Annotated in this window: 21 protein-coding genes, 1 tRNA gene and 1 pseudogene; 6 read left to right on the forward strand and 17 right to left on the reverse strand. The window is 38.8% G+C overall.

All coding sequences use genetic code 11. The features are described from left to right. Window position 1 precedes the first annotated feature (1 nt). On the reverse strand, window positions 2-181 hold the full coding sequence (locus AB1471_RS07065; protein WP_367779045.1) for a YjzC family protein: 180 nt from the start codon (window positions 179-181) through the stop codon (window positions 2-4). Window positions 182-963: 782 nt separating this feature from the next. On the opposite strand from AB1471_RS07065, the gene AB1471_RS07070 reads away from it, so the two are divergent. Continuing rightward, window positions 964-1,752 carry a hypothetical protein gene (locus AB1471_RS07070; protein ID WP_367779046.1) on the forward strand — a complete coding sequence of 263 codons (789 nt, stop codon included), beginning with the start codon at window positions 964-966 and terminating at the stop codon, window positions 1,750-1,752. Window positions 1,753-2,189: 437 nt separating this feature from the next. Here the strand turns inward: AB1471_RS07070 and AB1471_RS07075 are convergent. The 6 genes and pseudogenes from AB1471_RS07075 to AB1471_RS07100 all read right to left on the reverse strand — a co-directional run. After that, window positions 2,190-3,230 (reverse strand): annotated as a pseudogene (locus tag AB1471_RS07075) (PBSX family phage terminase large subunit); the annotation flags it as partial. A gap of 220 nt (window positions 3,231-3,450) precedes the next feature. After that, a tRNA-Val gene (locus AB1471_RS07080) sits at window positions 3,451-3,522 on the reverse strand. A 246-nt stretch (window positions 3,523-3,768) separates the two neighbouring features. Further along, window positions 3,769-5,760 (reverse strand): TRAP transporter permease, encoded by a 1,992-nt coding sequence (locus AB1471_RS07085; RefSeq protein WP_367779047.1) that lies wholly within the window; start codon window positions 5,758-5,760, stop codon window positions 3,769-3,771. Further along, on the reverse strand, window positions 5,753-6,295 hold the full coding sequence (locus tag AB1471_RS07090) for a DUF1850 domain-containing protein (RefSeq protein WP_367779048.1): 543 nt from the start codon (window positions 6,293-6,295) through the stop codon (window positions 5,753-5,755). The genes AB1471_RS07085 and AB1471_RS07090 overlap by 8 nt, the downstream gene beginning before the upstream one ends. A gap of 65 nt (window positions 6,296-6,360) precedes the next feature. Beyond that, a complete protein-coding gene (locus tag AB1471_RS07095) occupies window positions 6,361-7,350 on the reverse strand; it encodes a TAXI family TRAP transporter solute-binding subunit (protein ID WP_367779049.1) in 990 nt (329 codons plus the stop codon). 266 nt (window positions 7,351-7,616) lie between these two features. Continuing rightward, window positions 7,617-8,156 (reverse strand): phosphatidylglycerophosphatase A family protein, encoded by a 540-nt coding sequence (locus AB1471_RS07100; protein ID WP_367779175.1) that lies wholly within the window; start codon window positions 8,154-8,156, stop codon window positions 7,617-7,619. Window positions 8,157-8,309: 153 nt separating this feature from the next. On the opposite strand from AB1471_RS07100, the gene AB1471_RS07105 reads away from it, so the two are divergent. From AB1471_RS07105 to AB1471_RS07115, 3 genes are all read left to right on the forward strand, one after another. Next, the gene (locus tag AB1471_RS07105) at window positions 8,310-9,044 is read left to right on the forward strand and encodes an alpha/beta hydrolase (protein WP_367779050.1); all 735 of its coding nucleotides are present in this window, start codon (window positions 8,310-8,312) and stop codon (window positions 9,042-9,044) included. Window positions 9,045-9,128: 84 nt separating this feature from the next. Further along, window positions 9,129-9,644 carry a YjcG family protein gene (locus AB1471_RS07110; protein ID WP_367779051.1) on the forward strand — a complete coding sequence of 172 codons (516 nt, stop codon included), beginning with the start codon at window positions 9,129-9,131 and terminating at the stop codon, window positions 9,642-9,644. 4 nt (window positions 9,645-9,648) lie between these two features. Then, window positions 9,649-10,071: a GNAT family N-acetyltransferase gene (locus tag AB1471_RS07115; RefSeq protein ID WP_437342345.1), complete on the forward strand. Its 423-nt coding sequence runs from the start codon at window positions 9,649-9,651 to the stop codon at window positions 10,069-10,071. 45 nt (window positions 10,072-10,116) lie between these two features. On the opposite strand, the gene AB1471_RS07120 is transcribed toward AB1471_RS07115, so the two are convergent. Together AB1471_RS07120 and spoVIF are read right to left on the reverse strand one after the other, a co-directional pair. Next, window positions 10,117-10,413, reverse strand: coding sequence for a hypothetical protein (locus tag AB1471_RS07120; RefSeq protein WP_367779053.1), 297 nt, complete (start codon window positions 10,411-10,413; stop codon window positions 10,117-10,119). A gap of 124 nt (window positions 10,414-10,537) precedes the next feature. Beyond that, entirely contained in the window at window positions 10,538-10,795 is a 258-nt protein-coding gene (gene spoVIF / locus AB1471_RS07125; RefSeq protein ID WP_367779054.1) for a sporulation-specific transcription regulator SpoVIF, read from the reverse strand. Window positions 10,796-10,840: 45 nt separating this feature from the next. Between spoVIF and AB1471_RS07130 the strand changes: the two genes are divergently transcribed. Continuing rightward, the gene (locus AB1471_RS07130; protein WP_367779055.1) at window positions 10,841-11,005 is read left to right on the forward strand and encodes a hypothetical protein; all 165 of its coding nucleotides are present in this window, start codon (window positions 10,841-10,843) and stop codon (window positions 11,003-11,005) included. A gap of 146 nt (window positions 11,006-11,151) precedes the next feature. Here the strand turns inward: AB1471_RS07130 and yjcZ are convergent, their stop codons facing one another. The 5 genes from yjcZ to AB1471_RS07155 all read right to left on the reverse strand — a co-directional run bounded on the left by yjcZ (window position 11,152) and on the right by AB1471_RS07155 (window position 13,700). Continuing rightward, a complete protein-coding gene (gene yjcZ, locus AB1471_RS07135; RefSeq protein WP_367779056.1) occupies window positions 11,152-11,307 on the reverse strand; it encodes a sporulation protein YjcZ in 156 nt (51 codons plus the stop codon). 83 nt (window positions 11,308-11,390) lie between these two features. Further along, window positions 11,391-11,747, reverse strand: coding sequence for a stage V sporulation protein AE (gene spoVAE / locus AB1471_RS07140; RefSeq protein WP_367779057.1), 357 nt, complete (start codon window positions 11,745-11,747; stop codon window positions 11,391-11,393). A 4-nt stretch (window positions 11,748-11,751) separates the two neighbouring features. After that, window positions 11,752-12,795 (reverse strand): stage V sporulation protein AD, encoded by a 1,044-nt coding sequence (spoVAD, locus tag AB1471_RS07145; RefSeq protein WP_367779058.1) that lies wholly within the window; start codon window positions 12,793-12,795, stop codon window positions 11,752-11,754. Continuing rightward, complete coding sequence (gene spoVAC / locus AB1471_RS07150) at window positions 12,792-13,259, reverse strand: stage V sporulation protein AC (RefSeq protein ID WP_367779059.1); 468 nt, start codon at window positions 13,257-13,259, stop codon at window positions 12,792-12,794. The genes spoVAD and spoVAC overlap by 4 nt, the downstream gene beginning before the upstream one ends. A gap of 9 nt (window positions 13,260-13,268) precedes the next feature. Further along, on the reverse strand, window positions 13,269-13,700 hold the full coding sequence (locus AB1471_RS07155; protein WP_367779060.1) for a sporulation protein: 432 nt from the start codon (window positions 13,698-13,700) through the stop codon (window positions 13,269-13,271). 164 nt (window positions 13,701-13,864) lie between these two features. Here AB1471_RS07155 and AB1471_RS07160 point away from each other — a divergent pair, with 164 nt between their 5' ends. Then, on the forward strand, window positions 13,865-14,380 hold the full coding sequence (locus AB1471_RS07160; RefSeq protein WP_367779061.1) for a CotY/CotZ family spore coat protein: 516 nt from the start codon (window positions 13,865-13,867) through the stop codon (window positions 14,378-14,380). 198 nt (window positions 14,381-14,578) lie between these two features. Here AB1471_RS07160 and AB1471_RS07165 read toward each other — a convergent pair whose 3' ends face one another. From AB1471_RS07165 to mgtE, 3 genes are all read right to left on the reverse strand, one after another. After that, complete coding sequence (locus tag AB1471_RS07165) at window positions 14,579-15,085, reverse strand: CotO family spore coat protein (RefSeq protein WP_367779062.1); 507 nt, start codon at window positions 15,083-15,085, stop codon at window positions 14,579-14,581. 111 nt (window positions 15,086-15,196) lie between these two features. Beyond that, window positions 15,197-15,970, reverse strand: coding sequence for an enoyl-ACP reductase FabI (gene fabI / locus AB1471_RS07170; RefSeq protein ID WP_367779063.1), 774 nt, complete (start codon window positions 15,968-15,970; stop codon window positions 15,197-15,199). Between the two features lie 122 nt (window positions 15,971-16,092). Continuing rightward, entirely contained in the window at window positions 16,093-17,472 is a 1,380-nt protein-coding gene (mgtE, locus tag AB1471_RS07175; protein ID WP_437342341.1) for a magnesium transporter, read from the reverse strand. Between the last annotated feature and the right edge of the window lie 79 nt (window positions 17,473-17,551).

Below are 17,551 nucleotides of genomic sequence, written 5' to 3' on the forward strand. Positions count from 1 at the left end.
ACTAGGGTTTACGTTGGTACGTCCATACTCGATTATGGTTAGTTGTTTCAGGAAAAGAGTCTCCTGCTTCCAACTTAATTTTCTTCGGTTTATTTACTGTGCTTCCGGTTTCACCGATTTCCACATAAAACCCATTGTTTGGCGCCTTGTTTCCGGGCTTAAATTGATGACTTTGCCCCACTTTTTTCACTCCTTTTTATATAGATACTCTATAGTCTTTACGAATTTAAGGAGGTTTATGAATGATTTTCATTTCAATTTTCACTTATGTTCTTAACCAAATAAAACTAGGTGTACTTAGATTGTTAAACAATGATTAAGGTTTCTTTTAGATGTTATGATTCTTCTTTGATCACTTCTTTGTTATCACGTGCTTAATGATGAAAACCGCCACGATAAACCACTACTCTACACTGTTTTCACCTTTATCCACTTCTTTCAAAACGCGTGAACTAGAATAATTATAGAAATAAAAAAAACGCTTATACACGTTGGTGTATAAGCCGTTTGTACGGTATGATCCGAGAGGGATTCGAACCCCCGACCCCGTCCCTGTCAAGTCTGTAATGTCGTTATTATCAACTAGGGTAGTTTAGGTTAAATGCTGTTATATCAGCATTTGTATAGGATTTTTTTGTTAGATCTGTTGGGTTATCATCATTGATGGTCAGTTTGGTCAACAATTGGTCAACAAAAAAGGGTAGAAGTTTTTCTTTATATACAGAACAAAAATCATTTCAACCTATTAAAGAACGCGATTCAATACTTAAAACCGTATTAAATCAACGTTTTAACAAATTCGCTTTTCATAACATGTCATACCTTTTCAAACAGAAGTGGGCAAATGGTGGGCGTGAGCGGGGAAGAAAAAAATGGTAAAAAATATATGAATCCTTTTCAGATCAAATAATGTATACTCATTTACGGAATGTAAAAATTATATTAAACTTTTGGAGGATTAACATGTCAGCATTGTTAGGATTGTCAGGAATAATAGTATTAATTGTGTGGATTTTCAAGAATAAGATAGCAACAAATGAAGAAGCAAAACCATCTAAGAAAAATCTTTATATAGGCATTGGCTTGCTATTTATGAGCATGGTATTATCCGGAGTAAACCAATCCAGCGATAAAAAAATACAAAGCGCTGTGGATTCGGCTGTATCAAAAACAGAAAATGTTAAAAATGAAGAAATAGACGACTTGGAAAAAGAAATTAAAAATGTAGAAAGTGAAATTAAAGATAAAGAAAAGGAATTAAAAGACACGAAAGCAGAATTAAAAGAGGCTTTATTAACCGATGAAGAAAAAGAAGAAATAGCACAAGAAGAAGAAAGAATCGAAGCAGAGAAACAAGCTGAAATTGAAGAAGAAAAGAGAGAAGAAGAAGCTGCTAAAGAAAAAGAAGAAGCAAATAAAGTCCTTATTGATTATGAAATAGTGGAAATAACGGATAGTAACATAGGGGATGTAACCATTAGACCTAATTATTGGGTCATTCCCTCCGACATATACGCTACTGAAGAACAATTAAAGTTAATTGCTGAAGATGTGACAAAGCAAGCAAAAAAAGATGAACCATTTAACGCTTTATCTATATTCTTTATTGAAGATGTAAGTACAGTAAATGCTGGGAATGATATGGGTGTGGTAAACTATGCACCTAATGGAGAATGGTCTCAAGCAATTGAATTTGATACAGGTGACTATTCTAAACATAAGTTTGATTTCTCTTTAAATCCGAAAGAATAGTTATAGAATCATACAAACAAAAAAACACCCCTCCGCCAATCGGTAGAGGGGATTTTTTGTTTACTTCAAATCAAATTCTATAAACGGTGTCCATTTGACCGATTAAGAAACTGGACAGTGACCTTTTATTTCGGGATACGAAGGAATTAACTCGTAGAACTTGCATGAGTTTGAGTTCCATACAACAGTACTTTTTTTACCACCCCGATTTTCCAAAATATAAAGTGGGAGGTAAATGGTATTATCCCGCCGAGAAGACAAAAGAGTTCTTGTTGGAATGGTTAATTCGAAATGGGTGACTGTACGGTAATTCCGTACGGTTCATATTCGCACCTACTGACCATACACCCACCTTTGTAAAGATAAATGCAATAGAATCGACCTCACAGACATAAAAAAAGAGGATGTACCATTAAGTACACCCCCCCATTACATCACTACCATTTCAAACCTAACTTTCTAAGGTTAGCAACTGTATAATATTGAAATACGTCACAAGAATGGTCGTCTTCCTTAATAACCTTCGGATCATCACCCTCGAAAGTCGTCTCGTCCCACTGGTATTTCTTATGTTCATCGTAGAATATTTGGTTGTTATCATTACGTAGCATATAGAATCTACCTTCGGCCAATAGTTGTTGTACATGGTCAATCATGGTTATCTTCTTGAATTTCCTAACTGGACGCAAATAATCGTGGTGATCCTTATAAAATTGATTCCTTAATGCGCCCTCTGCTGAATCTATTGTCTTAGTATCAAAATACTTGTTATATTTTTCGGTTATATTATTCATGAACTGGTTCAAGTCATCACCTAACTCACTAGGAGACTTCTTGACCGTCTTATTAGCGGGAGAATAGTAATAGGTGTCTAATAGAATAACATTATGCTTGCGAGTCAATGCAAAGGCTGAATAGGTGCTTGCCGATACTTGGTGTCCTGTATCAATGGCCACATCGATTAATATAATATGATCATCCTGCGGCAACTCATCAATCCAATGGAAGTGGTTCATGTTATAAACATTATCACCAAGACCGATCACTTCACCACTGTACATCCAGCGCCAATAATCATGATCGTTCTCTTTGTACTTATCTATTTTTCTAAGCAACTGCGGAGATAGAAACCCTTTCTCATCGTCTAAATATGTCGAATGGTGTAGAAAGTAATCAGGATCGTTTACCTTGTTATCTTTCCATTCATTGATCCATGAATACGTGTTGCGTGGTGGATTATAACTATAATAGACCATTCCTTGCCTACCGTTACCGATCTGTTCACGAATGAATGTGTCTTCCACTGTGTCGATGTCCTCAACACCCTTGAACTCACTACATTCTTCAAACCAGAGGCTCATAACGTACCCTTTAGCAATTTTGGCTGACTTAATTTTGATTGGATCGTCTACACCATGAAAATAGAATGCTGTACCTGTTTCCTTATGAGTGATGATAAGTGGTGACTTGCCAAAGAAGCTTTTGTTACTACGGTGACGATGGTGACGATAATCTATTACTTTTCTATAAAAAAAGGAATAGAGAGATAGTATTAGAGGAAGGTATAAGTCTTGAAGTGATGTATTTATAGGAACATATATTCTATTTATTATAATGGTCAACAAAACAACTTAATTAAAATAATTATAGAAATAAAAAAACGCCCATACACATTGGTGTATAAGCGTTTGTTCGGTATGATCCGAGAGGGATTCGAACCCCCGACCCCGTCCCTGTCAAGGACGTATTCTCCCGCTGAACTATCGGATCGCAATAATTCAAATCACAATCATGATCTTAGGAATTACTTATGTACTACTTTCGACAGTCCTAATTTTAAACGATTAAGAACTGCACGTCAATCCCTATCTAGTAATCTTCAGCTAATTCTTCCCATAATTTCAATAACAAAAAGCCATATAGCAAACTAGTTTGTGCAAAAAAATATCAACAAGAGATGCTAAAAAAAGAACTCGACGAAATTTTATTTCGTCGAGACCTTCTAAAATATTAATATTAAGCTCCTCGTGCAGGTTGCAGTTTATTCGTATCTTCGCGTCTCCAAACAAACTGGAGAACAAGTAACGCAATAAATAGTCCTACCCCTAAGATGTCTGTCATGCCATCTGGATATACAAGCATAAAACCAGTTGCTACCGCTAGTATTCGCTCAATAAAATGAAGCGAGCGATACCAATAACCAATGATCCCTGCTCCAATGGCTACCATACCAGCAACTGCAGTGATGACTGTTAGTGTAATCTCCATTGGAGTCGTATCAATCAATAATAGTTGCGGAGAGAGTACGAACATATACGGGATGATAAATGCTCCAATGGCGAGCTTGGCTGCGTTTAGCCCGGTTCGTATTGGTTCCCCGCCGGATACCCCAGCCGCCGCAAAGGCTGCAAGTGCAACCGGTGGTGTGATGTCTGCCACAATTCCGAAATAAAATACGAAAAGGTGAGCAGCAAGTGGTGGTACGTCTAGCATGATTAAGACTGGTGCGGCAATGGTCGCTGTAATAACATAATTAGCCGTTGTCGGTGAACCCATTCCCAAAATAATCGATGCAATCATTGTTAAGAACAGCGTTACAAGCAGGATTCCTCCAGACAAGTCTACAAGCCCACCTGCAAGCGTTATACCAAGTCCGGTCTTTGTAACAACACCAACGATCATACCTGCACACGCAGTTGCAACCGCAACAGAGAGCGCCGTTCTTGCACCATCAGCAAGTCCATCAAAAAACTTCTTAATGTTTAAACGTGTATCCTTGCGAATCATGCTGACAAGAATCGTAATGACAATTGAATAGAGTGCCGCTCGAATAATCGAGTTTCCACTAAATAATAAAAACACAACGGCAAAAATAGGTGTTAATAAATAAAATTTCTTCAGAACCTCTGATTTTTTCGGGATTTCACTATCAGGTAAGCCTGTTAGTCCTGTTCGTTTCGCTTCAAAGTGCGTAATGATCCAAATCCCTGTGAAATAAAGCAATGCCGGAATCATAGCCGCTTTTGCAATTTCCCAGTACGTAATACCTCCAATAAATTCAACCATAAGGAATGCTGCTGCTCCCATGATCGGTGGCATAAGTTGTCCACCCGTTGATGCAGCTGCTTCTACCCCACCTGCAAATTCTTTACGATACCCTAGACGTTTCATCATAGGAATTGTAACTGAACCCGATGTAACCACATTTGCAACAGAACTACCGCTGATTGTCCCTTGTAACGCGCTTGAGAAAATGGCTACTTTAGCAGGTCCACCAATTTGTCGACCTGCAAATGCAACCGCTAAGTCATTAAAATATTTACCAATTCCTGTTTTAACAAGGAATGCTCCAAACAATAGGAATAAGAAAATAAAGGTACCAGATACGTACAGCGGTGTACCAAATATCCCTTCCGAAGAGATATACATCGTATTAACTAGACCTTCTAAATCAAGCCCTCTATGCCTCAAGAAGCCGGGCATTGATTGGCCAAAATAAGCATACGCTAAGAATATAGATGCAATGACTGTAATTGGCAATCCAACTGCCCTTCGTGTTGCTTCTAATACTAGTAAAATAGCAATCAATCCTGTAACAAAATCCATCGTTGACATACTACCAATAGTGTTTACAATCCGATCTACATTAAGTGGATAGTATGCTCCAACCCATATCGATAGCGCGGCAAGAATTGCATCATACCAGGTAAGTTTGTTTGTTTTTAATTTTTTCCGTGCAGGGAAAAGTAAAAACACGAGCGTTAATGCAAAGCCTAAATGAATTGATAATAGCGTTTGTCTTGGGATTGACTGAACGAACGCAGCATAGATTTGGAAAACTGAAAAAGCGACTAGTCCTGCAAATACAATCCAATTTAAAATGCCCTTGTACTGCTTAGTTCTCGCTTCAGGATCATATTTTTCTAGTAATTCTTGTTGCTGTTCTTCTGTAAACTGGCCATCCTCTTTGTTTTCAAGGATCTGGTCATTGTTTTTTTCCTTATCCATTCATATTCACTCCTTTCATCAGTTGGAAAATTGTTAATTTTCTTACTTCAATTGTAATAAAAGAACCAGGTGCTATATACTCATGCAGTTCGTATTGATTGTTTCTTACATTTAATTTATGACTCACAACTACCTGACTTGTACTTAAATTTATGGATGGAAATACACGATTCATATTTTCTATGAAATACTTCCCATCTTTCTCTACAAACGTTTCTTCTTCAAATAAAGCACCTGATGGCATACCGATCGCCATGTCTTCATATTGAAGAGTCGTTTGTTGAATTCGGTTGTCAGAAATGATTTTATACGTATCGATCACTGTAGATCGATGTATCGAGTGTGTATATTCAAGTTGGAAGGATTGCCCTTCCTCTATTGGAACGTAGGCTAAAATTTCACCTGAGTATAGATCCTGAAAAGTTAACGTTTTTTTAATCGGCATGAAAACGAATAATAAAACAAGGAAGGCTAAGATACAACAACTTATTATCCAAAACTTCTTAGAAATAAAAAAAGCGTTCGCACGATTCATTTTTAGTCATCTCCGAAAGAAGAGACAAACAGACCATCAAACAGGTCTGTTTGCCTTCATAAAGGTTATTGAGCTTCTACGCCTTTTTCATCAAAGTAACGTTGTGCTCCAGGATGGACCTCAATACCAATTCCTTGAAGTGCAGTATCAGCCGTTATGAATTCACCTTTAGGATGTGTGATCTTGTCGCCACCTTCAAAAATGGCTTTCGTCATGTCATATACAACGTCATCAGAAAGTTCAGATGATACCGCAAGCATGGCTTGAACGGCTACTGTTGGAACAGCGCTGTCTATCCCGTACGAGCCTTCTGGCACTTCCTCTACTGAGTAGAATGGATAAGCTGCAATAAGTTCTTCCGCTTTATCTGCTTCTACAGGAACGATTACAACATCAACTAGAGCAGATAGACCTTCAACCGCGCCTGTTGGCGTTCCCGCAGTAATAAATGCTGCATCGATTGAACCGTCTTGAATACCCGTTGTCGAGTCCTCAAAATCTAAGAGACGCTCATCAAAATCGTCACTTGTGATTCCGTGTATTTCTAGAATTTGTTCAGCATTTAAAGCTGTACCTGAACCTGATTCACCTACTGAAACACGTTTGCCAGCAAGATCTTCAACAGACTTAATTCCTGAATCAGCTGTTGTGACAATTTGAATTGTTTCAGGATATAGCGTTGCTAGGCCACGAATCGTTTCGAGAGGTTCATCGAACATATTTGAACCTTCTACTGCGTAAGAAACAATATCTGTTTGAACAAATGCGATATCAGCTTCTTCCTTATCAAGAATTGCCATGTTTTCAGCAGATGCATTTGATGTAATTGGGCTTGTCTTAATTCCAGTTTCATCTTGAATTAAGGTAGAAAAGGTTCCTCCTAGCGGGTAATATGTACCACCAGTTCCACCAGTTACAATGGTTAGGATATCAGGATAATCATTTGATTCACCTTCACTGTCTCCCTCGCTAGTATCATCGCCACCACATGCAGCTAAGAACATGGATACAGCCAAAAGCATCACCATACCTAAATAAAACTTTTTCTTTTTCATCGTAGCTCCCCCTTCTTATAAACTTTCATAATCACGTATACTATTCTATCACGTAATATGACATCATTGTCAAATTTATTGAATTTTCAACAAAAGTAAAGTCGAAAGAAACCTTATTTATACAGTATTTAAAACGTTTACATTAATTATCAAAAATTATCAAAAAACTATTTCTATTCTCTCATTCTTTTCATTTTCCCTATTTACTCACAATAAATCATGCATATATTTTGTATAAAATATGTTTAAAGTTGAAGGAATAGCTATTATTCGTCTTCAATTATGCGACGCTCTTCTTTAGGTAAGTTTTCTTCCATATCACGCAATCTATGGGCCAAGCGTGATGAAGCGTTGGCGGCAATACTTGCAACCATATCATCAAGAAACGTATGGACACCACCGATCCCCTTCGTATCGAGTTTATCGATAATGCCAATTTTATTTTTATCTAGATGACCAAACGTGGTTACAGCAATACTTCCATATCCAAGAGAAGCGCCCAGTGCAATCGTTTCATCAACACCAAAAAGCCCTTCATCCGACTCAACAATTGATTGTAATGGTTCTGATAGCTTTTTTTGTTCTGCCAAGCGATCAAGTTCTACTCCAACTAATAGTGCATGTTGAATTTCTCGCTTCATCAATACTTTTTCAACACTATCGACACATTCCTCCATCGTTAGTTTTTGATTGTATGGTGATTGCATTTGCATCACAATTTCAGCAATATCGATGATCTCAACTCCTCGATCTAATAAGCAATCTTGCGCCGCCTTTGTAACCTCGCGTGAATGAACTCGTTTCATTGTCATTTTATAAATCCCCCTTTAAATTTGTAGAATTGAAATGATCGTCTAAATCATGTCATTGGTTGTATACTTAAGATTATATGATACAATCTATCCTATCTGTAAACGCTTTAAACGTCTATTGATGAAAGTGAAATGGAGGAAAGTTAGATGGTTCACACAGGTACCGTTAAAGAACATACTCTGTACAGCGAAACGCTCAAGGAAGACATGACACTTCTTATTTATCTTCCACACAATTATTCACCACTATATAAATATACAGTCTTGATTGCACAAGATGGCAAGGATTATTTTCAGCTTGGTCGTCTTCCGCGGTTGACGGAAAAGCTTTTAGCCCAAGAGGAAATAGAAAATGTTATTATCGTTGGCGTTCCCTATAAAGATGTAAAAGATCGGTCAAAAAAATACCACCCAGATGGAGAGCAACACGATGCCTATATTCACTTTTTAGCAAGAGAATTGGTTCCATTTATCGATACTGAATATCCAACGTACCAAATGGGTTTAGGTAGAGCGTTGATTGGCGACTCACTCGCAGGTACAGTTTCTTATAAAACGGCGTTGAATTACCCACATACTTTTGGACGTGTTATTATGCAATCCCCTTTTGTAAATGAAAATGTATTGCAAGCCACACGCTCATTTAAAGATGTACACCTGATCAACGTGTACCATATTATAGGTACAGAGGAAACGTCTGTTAAGACGACAAGAGGATCAGAGGAAGACTTCCTTACTCCAAACCGTGAACTTCATGAACAAATGACGAAACAAAATTTCTCCGTATTCTATGAAGAATTCAAAGGAGGGCACACGTGGAAATATTGGCAACCAGATTTAGAACGTGTGATGAAAATGATGTTCCCGAAGACTTCATATTAAATTGATACTCAATTTCATAACCATTTGATATAATGAATATGATTACACGTGCTGATTGATTAGTTTAAAGGAGGTATGCTAGAGATGAAATACGGCGTCGTAGTTTTTCCATCAAAAAAGCTACAGGATTTGGCGAATTCTTATCGTAAACGATATGACCCGCACTATTCACTGATTCCACCACATTTAACACTGAAAAACGTGTTTGAAGCAACGGATGAAGAAATTCGTGAAATTGCAAACAAGCTTATAAAAGTGGGCAAACAGTCACAACCATTTACATTACGTGCCTACAAAATTAGTTCATTCCAACCTGTAAACAATGTTATTCACATGAAAGCGGAGGACACACCCGAGTTGCTTGCTCTTCATGATGCTTTGCACACAGAAGACCTGGGTGGTTCACCTGAATTTTCATTCGTACCGCATATCACGATTGCTCAAAAATTATCAGATGATGAACATTCAGATGTATACGGATCACTTCGTATGGCAGGTGTAAATCATGAAGAATCTATTGATCGCTTTCATCTTCTTTATCAATTGGAAAACGGATCTTGGACTGTATATGAGACGTTCCGTATAGGAAAGGATATATAAAATGCTGCATGTCGAACACGTTTCAACCCAACAACAAAAAGATGATGCATTTACCGTTCGCAAACTTGTTTTTGTCGATGAGCAACTTGTTCCTCTAGAAGAAGAGATTGATCATCACGAAGAATCTTCCGAACATTTTGTATTATACGATGCCAAAACCCCCGTTGGAGCAGGCCGTTTTCGCTCGGTAGACTCCAAAGGAAAGTTTGAACGCATTTGTGTTCTTTCTTCACACCGAGGGAACGGATCTGGCGCACTGCTTATGACCGAAATTGAAAAATATGCAGTAAAGAATGGATATACAACATTAAAGCTAAATGCTCAAACACACGCTCTTTCATTTTATGAAAAGCTCGGTTACCATATTACTTCGGACGAATTTTTAGATGCGGGGATTCCGCACAAATCGATGGAAAAGCACATGTAAAAAAAGCCCGACGATTTCTAAATCGTCAGGCTTTTTTTTACTAGTTTAGATCGTCTCATTAACATGACGTCCTTTGCCTGTGAATTTAGGGATCATATGTGGGGATATAGAAGGAATGGACGATTGGTCAAAATCCCCTTCTGTTTTTCTTTTTGGCATTTTTTTTTTATCTGATCTGAATTCAAGCTCACGTTCGAGATGATCTTGAAATTCTTTCTTTGATCGGTCATATGGAGCTATACGTTGAACCGGAGTCAAGTTATATGGGTCATATGGTTTCATCGTTACTCTTTCGGCATATTGTTGGTATTGATAATTGTTGACTGGCGCAATGTACCCCATCTTCTTTCCCCCCTAAAAGATCGTTGTTTGTATCGTTTATTTACCCAATCTCTTCATCAAATAAACATTTACTGAATTTTACGATTTTTTATTTTAGTGAGGGTAGGAACGATGAAACAAAATGTTATTTTTTGTTCATCATATCTGTGATCGTATTGAAGTCGATGGATTTACCACCTTTTGCAGTAATCGTTTCTACGATTTTGTCTTCTAACTCTTTCGTTATAGGTTTGTTCGCGACTTGAGAAACTTGTTTAATTAGCTGGCGAACGGTCTCTACATCTTTGAAATCAGCGTTCTGAAAAGATTGAGCAAGTGAAAACACGTTATCCATGCTCACACCTGTTTTTTTTTCCATTCGTTTAAAAAAAGCATCGTTCATAGTATTCCCTCCTTTTCACTATTATTGTATGTAGCGAAAAAACAATTGGTTCAAGCACCAAAAGCGGAAGCGGCTCTTTCAGCTCCGACAAGCATAGGGCGCGATGCAAAAGTAGGAGTCCTTTACAATGTAACTTATGACCTTGAGGAGCTAGCCGCTGAAGCTGGAAGAACCAAAAGCGCTGCGCTCATTCAACAGGATCGTGCTTAAGCTATGCGAGTTTTGCAAAAAATCGTAAGGTCGCCGCTACTCATTCGGGTAACACTTCTCAATATATGAAAGTCAATAAAAATGAACGCCATGGGTGATTTCCAGTCCACAAAAAAGTGGAATCCAAAATGGACTCCACTGGCCTTTTAGCAGAAACTTGCTCCCACGATAATTAACAAGATGAAGAGGACTACAATCAGTACGAAGCAACCACAGCCACCAAAGCCGCCGCCGCCGTAGCTGTAGCCGCCGCCGCCTCCGCCGTAGCTGTAGCCGCCGCCGCCATATCCGTAACCACACATAAACTTCACCTCCTCCCTTCGTTCTCTCATATATTATGAAAGAGAAGGAGTGAAGGCGTGGGCAAAAGAGAGATTTCCACGAATCAACCTTTTGGTCGGAAAATTACAGCACCAATAAACCCAAATATAATAGCCGCTGAGATCCCAGCACTTGTAACTTCAAACATTCCAGTTAGCACCCCCACTAACCCATGTTTGTCAGCTTCTTGCATTGCCCCTTGTAACAATGCATTACCAAATGAGGTAATTGGAACCGTTGCACCCGCTCCCGCAAAGTCAATCAACGGTTCATAAAGTCCGAATGTTGCTAACACAGCTCCACCAACTACTAGTGCGCTAAGTGTGTGTGCTGGTGTTAGTTTCCCCACATCCATCATTAGTTGACCAATAACGCAAATCGAACCACCTACAACGAACGCCCAAAAAAAGAAAGGCCACATAAGGTTATCCCTCCTTTCCTTGAGGTGAATTTTGAGTAGGTCCGGAAAGCGCAACAGCGTGGGCTATACTAGGAATGGTTTCACTTTGTTGAGAAGTTAACGGTGAAAGTAGAGCTCCTGTCGCAACTGCAAGCATTTTTTTAATCTTCCCTCTCTTCAGTTCGTTTAGAAAATGACTGTAAATCATCATGGCAGAACATGCAGGACCACTTGCACCCGCTTGAACCCCAGCACTCTCAACATACATCATTTTTCCACAATCAAGAAATTGCCCTTCCTTAAATGTCCACCCTTTGCTATTTAATAAATCTTCTGTTATTCGATGACCAATCAACGCTAAATCACCTGTGACAATGACGTCGTAATCTGATGGATTCTGGTTCGTATCTTGAAAGTGACGATCAATTACGTCAGTCGCCGCAGGAGCCATGGCAGCACCCATATTAAATGGATCATTCGTTCCTCGGTCAATCACTTTTCCAATCGTCGCCTTCTCGATAAACGCGAGGGCAGGATGTTGAGGCGTTTCTTGACCCACAATCGCGACACCCGATCCCGTAACAGTCCATTGGGCAGAAGGAGGTTTTTGACCACCATATTCAGTCGGATAACGAAACTGCTTTTCTACTGCTGCGTTATGACTTGACGCACCAGTTAATACTGTTTTGCAAAACCCTCCATCGACTAAAGCGGCAGAAAGGGCTAAGCCTTGCATTGAAGTTGCACACGCGCTGAACAAGCCAAGATAAGGAGCTGCTAACGTTCGTGCTGCCAGGCTTGTGGGGGTCATCTGGTTGATTAAGTCTCCCATCAGCAATGCATCAATAGCTGTCGGTTGCAAAGACATTTTCCCTATCACTGTATCTATCGCACGTTCGATGATATGTCGGTTTGCTTTTTCAAAGCTATCTTCATTCATCCATAATTTATCTTCACAACCATCAAACAGGTCTGCAAACGGACTCTTTTTTTCAAAAGGACCTCCTATAACACCTGTAGAAAGAATGGCTGGTTTATTAGTAAATGTCCACGTCATTCCTTGTGTCATCCCAAAACCCCCCATTGAATGAGTAAAGTTTTGATGATCGCTAAAAAGAATGCCGCTACAACACCAAAAACAATAACAGATCCTGCTAGCTTGAACATGTTGCCGCCAACACCAAGTACGTACCCTTCAGATCGATGTTCAATTGCCGCACTAATCACAGAATTACCAAACCCTGTGACCGGCACTGCGCTCCCCGCCCCAGCAAATTGACCAAGGCGATCGTAAACTCCAAAACCAGTTAAAAGCATTGCAATAAACACCATTACAGCGACAGTTGGATTCCCCGCTGTTTGCTCGGTAAATGGGAAAAACAATATAAAAAAGACTGTGACTGCTTGTCCAATAGCACAAATAATTCCCCCAACGACGAATGCCTTTATGCAATTTAAAAGGACTGGACGTTTTTCATCGTGAACATCCACTAAATCTTGATAAGATTTTTGGCTTGCTGTTTGTTTTTTCATTGTGTCACCTCACGTCAATTCTTTTTTAAGTTCAATGATTTTTTCTAGTTTTTTTTCAGCTTCATCCACAGCAAGGCTACCTTCATCCCACTCTTCAAACAAAAGATAAGATTCCAAGAAAATTTTATAATCACTCGATAAGATAAAGTCTTCATCTGGATACTCTTTTTCTAACCAGTCATTTAGTGTTTTTTCGATCGATTTCATTTGGAAACGATTTAAATGATTGACTTTGTACGTAACCAGTATATTATCTTCAGCAGCAATGACAATCGTGTCGTACAATTCACTTTTCTCTTCTAGCTGTTTCTTGATTGTTGAAACCATCTCTTGGTGATCATCATGAATAACGACTTGAATTGGACCTACTTGTTCAAAAAGTGCACATCCACTAAGGAGCAAGATCGTAACAATAGCTATTCCAAAACGAAACTTTTTCATCTCTTCATCCCTCATTTTTAATCAAGTTCAAAAAGCTACTGATTTTAGTTTGTTTCAATTGGAAATTTTAATACCTATTTTGATAAAACCTCGGGCAAATGACTAAACCAGATGTAATCATAATGAATAACTTATATAGAACCCAATGTAAAGGAGGAGAAATAATGAGTTGTGATGAAAAAAAAGATAACAAAAGAGACTATGATGGCTGTGTATGTGAGGTAATACGTGCCGTAAAGGATATTCAGGAGCATGCGGTTGATGAAGAATGTCCTCCCTGTACTAGCTGTTTCTTAGAGCCACTTGGAGAGCTTTCAAGTAAGTCTCGAAGAAAATGTGCGGACACCCGTGTATTTATGCTTATAACAGATGATGGCACTCCTTTTAGTGCGTTTTATCGCGATGGAGACCGTCGAGATCATGACTGTATCTCCGTTTACTTCCGTGTAGAAAAGATTTTCCATGGTTGCTGTGCAACTCTTCGCGTACTTGAACCAAAAGATAAGGAAGGCAAGGAAGTAGATTTACTAAGCGCTAGCGGTACAAAGATCAAGCTTAGCCAACTTTGTAAGGTTCATGACTTTGATTCAACGGATAGCTGCATCACAGTCGATCTAAAATGCTTCTGTGCTGTACAATGTATCAAAGACGTATTTCTTGACGTCTGCGACTGCGGATGAAGTGACCTCCCAAACATTAAGCCATTGACGTAGGTAGAGGGAAGCACGAGCAAAAGCGGCTAACTCATAAAAACACCTGTGAACTCAAAGGGATAGCCGCTTGATCAAGAGGCTCAAATCCACGATCTTTCTAATCAATACAACTAGAAAGCCACTCTGTATCGAATACAGAGTGGCTTCTTTTTAATTAACGTATTTTCAACTAATAAAAATATTGGCGAGATCGCCTCGTTTACGGAGGAGAGGTTCACCTTCTTTGATTTGAATAGTCAATTCATCTCCTTCACAATGGGAAAGAACTCCCTTCACATGACTTTGATCGTTAAAGACAAACATACAGACAAAAGGGGCTTCCCTTCCAATAAACGGTATTAAATAATCCAGTCTCTCATTGACATCCATTTCTTTAAATGATTTGACCTCTTGAAATCTGCCACCTTTTTGAACAGGATTTGATTCACTTTTTGCCTGATTAGCTGAAGATCTTTCCATTTCTTTTTCCTCGTCTTCTACATACCCTAAAGGTTCAACTTCAAAATTAATATGGTCTCTCTTTCGAGCTTTTTTCTTTTCTTCTTTTTCTTGTTCTTTTTTTCGGCTAGTCTGGTACACCTGTTGCATGGACGGTTTTGCACGTTTAAAATTTGGTTGCTCAATGTATAGTAAGGGGTTATGTGAAGTTTTTTCCCGATCTTTTTTAGTCATAACGATCCCCTTTCTTATAAAAAGTCTCGCTACAGTATATGTATGGATGAATTAAACATGATAAAAAGTCAAAAAAGAGAACCACATAAAAGTGATTCTCCTGACGATGACTTACCCAACAATATGATAACCAGAATCAACATGCAGGTTTTCACCAGTAAGTCCTCGTGAATAGTCACTGAATAGGAATACGGCTGTGTCACCTACTTCTTCTGGTGTAGTATTTCTGCGAAGTGGTGCTTTTTCTTCGATTTCTTTTAAAATTGAGTTGAAATCACCAACACCTTTTGCAGATAGTGTGCGAATTGGACCTGCAGAAATTGAATTTACGCGAATCGCATCTTTCCCAAGATCACCCGCCAAATAACGAACGCTTGCTTCAAGAGAAGCTTTTGCGACACCCATTACATTGTAATTTTGCAAAATGCGCTCGCCACCAAGATACGTAAGAGTAACAATACTACCGCCTTCTGTCATCAATGTACGTGCTTCTTTTGCAACAGCTGTTAATGAATATGAACTAATGTTATGAGCAAGAAGGAAGTTATCACGGTTTGTATTTAAATATTCTCCTTGAAGATCTTCTTTTTGAGCAAAGGCAATACAATGAGCAACGCCATGAATAACGCCTACTTCGGATTTAATCGTCTCAAAACATTTTTTAATTTCTTCATCATTTGAGACGTCGCAAGGTAAAACATGTTGATGGCTTCCTTCCAACGAATCTGCAAGATCACGCACTCCTTTTTCGAAGCGTTCACCAGCGTATGTAAAAACAATTGTTGCGCCCGCTTGATCGAGTGACCTCGCAATTCCCCAAGCAATACTACGTTTATTTGCAACACCCATTACCACAAATGTTTTTCCTTTTAACGATAAAGACATAATTTTTCCTCCTGTATCTGTATTAGAACATGTTATTAGCACCTGATACTAACTTAACACGATCATTCTCAACAATCAATATAAAGACCAATCACTTAAAAAGAAATGATCAGCCCCTCCATTCATACTAAATAACTCATAAAAGCTGTAGCAATTCCAAAATAAATAAGAATACTAATAAGATCGTTAATCGTCGTAATAAATGGGCCGGATGCAACAGCAGGGTCAATGTTAAACTTATGCATAATCAACGGAACGAGCGATCCAGCTAATGTCGCAACAATCAAAGAAGCTAAAATTGAGACCCCTACAAGCAAGCCAAAATAGATAGACCCATCAAACGAAAGATAAACGATGCCAATCACGAGTATTCCAGAAGTTGTACCTGTAATCAAGCCTGTCCCGGCTTCACGCGCAATTAACTTCCACGTACTTTCTTCTCGAATATCCCCAGTCGCAATACTACGAATCACAACCGCGAGTGCCTGTGTGCCCGCATTTCCCGCCATACCTGCGATCAGTGGAATAAAAACCGCTAAAGTCGCCAATTCTTCTAATGTCGCTTCAAAACGACCAAGCAGATTAGCTGTTAACATACCTAAAAATAACAGTGCGATCAACCAAGGCAGACGTTTTTTGGCTGCTCTAAACGAGGTACGGTCTTTTGAATCTATGTCGTAAATCCCCGCGAGTTTGGAGTAATCATCTGAAGCTTCTTCATCCAACACGTCAATAATATCATCGACTGTGATAATCCCTAACAAATGCCCTTGAAAATCCAAAACTGGTAGCGCTAAAAAATCATAGTCCTTCATTGTACGTGCAACGTTTTCTTGATCGTCACCAACTGAAACAGAAACAACACGATCAGACATGATTTCTTGTATCAAAGTATCATCACTAGATGTAATTAAATCCCGTAACGAAACAACACCAACAAGCTTTTTTTCATCATTAATCACAAATGTATAGTAAATCGTCTCTGCATTTGGCGCTTTATTTCGAAGAATTGCCATAGCAGATCGAACAGTTGAATGCTCAGGAATTGACACAAACTCAGTCGTCATAATTGAACCAGCTGTGTATTCTTCGTAATGTAACAAGTCCTTTATTCCCTTAGCAGATTCATCGTCCATAATCGTTAAATAGCTTGCCATTTGGTCTTTGTTCAGTTCATTCAAAACATCTACTGCATCATCAGTGTACATTTTGCCAAGCATATCCGCTGCATATTGAGAGTTCATTTCAGCCAAAATAGGCTCGTAGTCTTCGTCATCTGCATCCAAATTTTCAAAAACATCAGCCATCTCTTCTGGTGAAAGACACTCGTATATGCGTTCACGTAATTCAGGTGTTAATCTTAAATAAAATTTTGCGCGATCATAAGGATGTAGGTTAAAGTATTCTTCTCGAAAGAGCTCAATTTCATGATTCGAAAGAGTTCGAACGAGTAGTTCTTCATCGAGCATGGTTTGTTCTTTATCTTGCACTTGATCCGTCAACTGGTCCACTCTCCTCTTGTGACACTAAATCCATCATTATACTAGCAGATTCTGAAGTGCTTGTCGCTTATTATTCCAA

Origin of the sequence: Jeotgalibacillus marinus, from assembly GCF_040801915.1 — a bacterium.
Lineage (GTDB): Bacteria > Bacillota > Bacilli > Bacillales > Jeotgalibacillaceae > Jeotgalibacillus > Jeotgalibacillus marinus.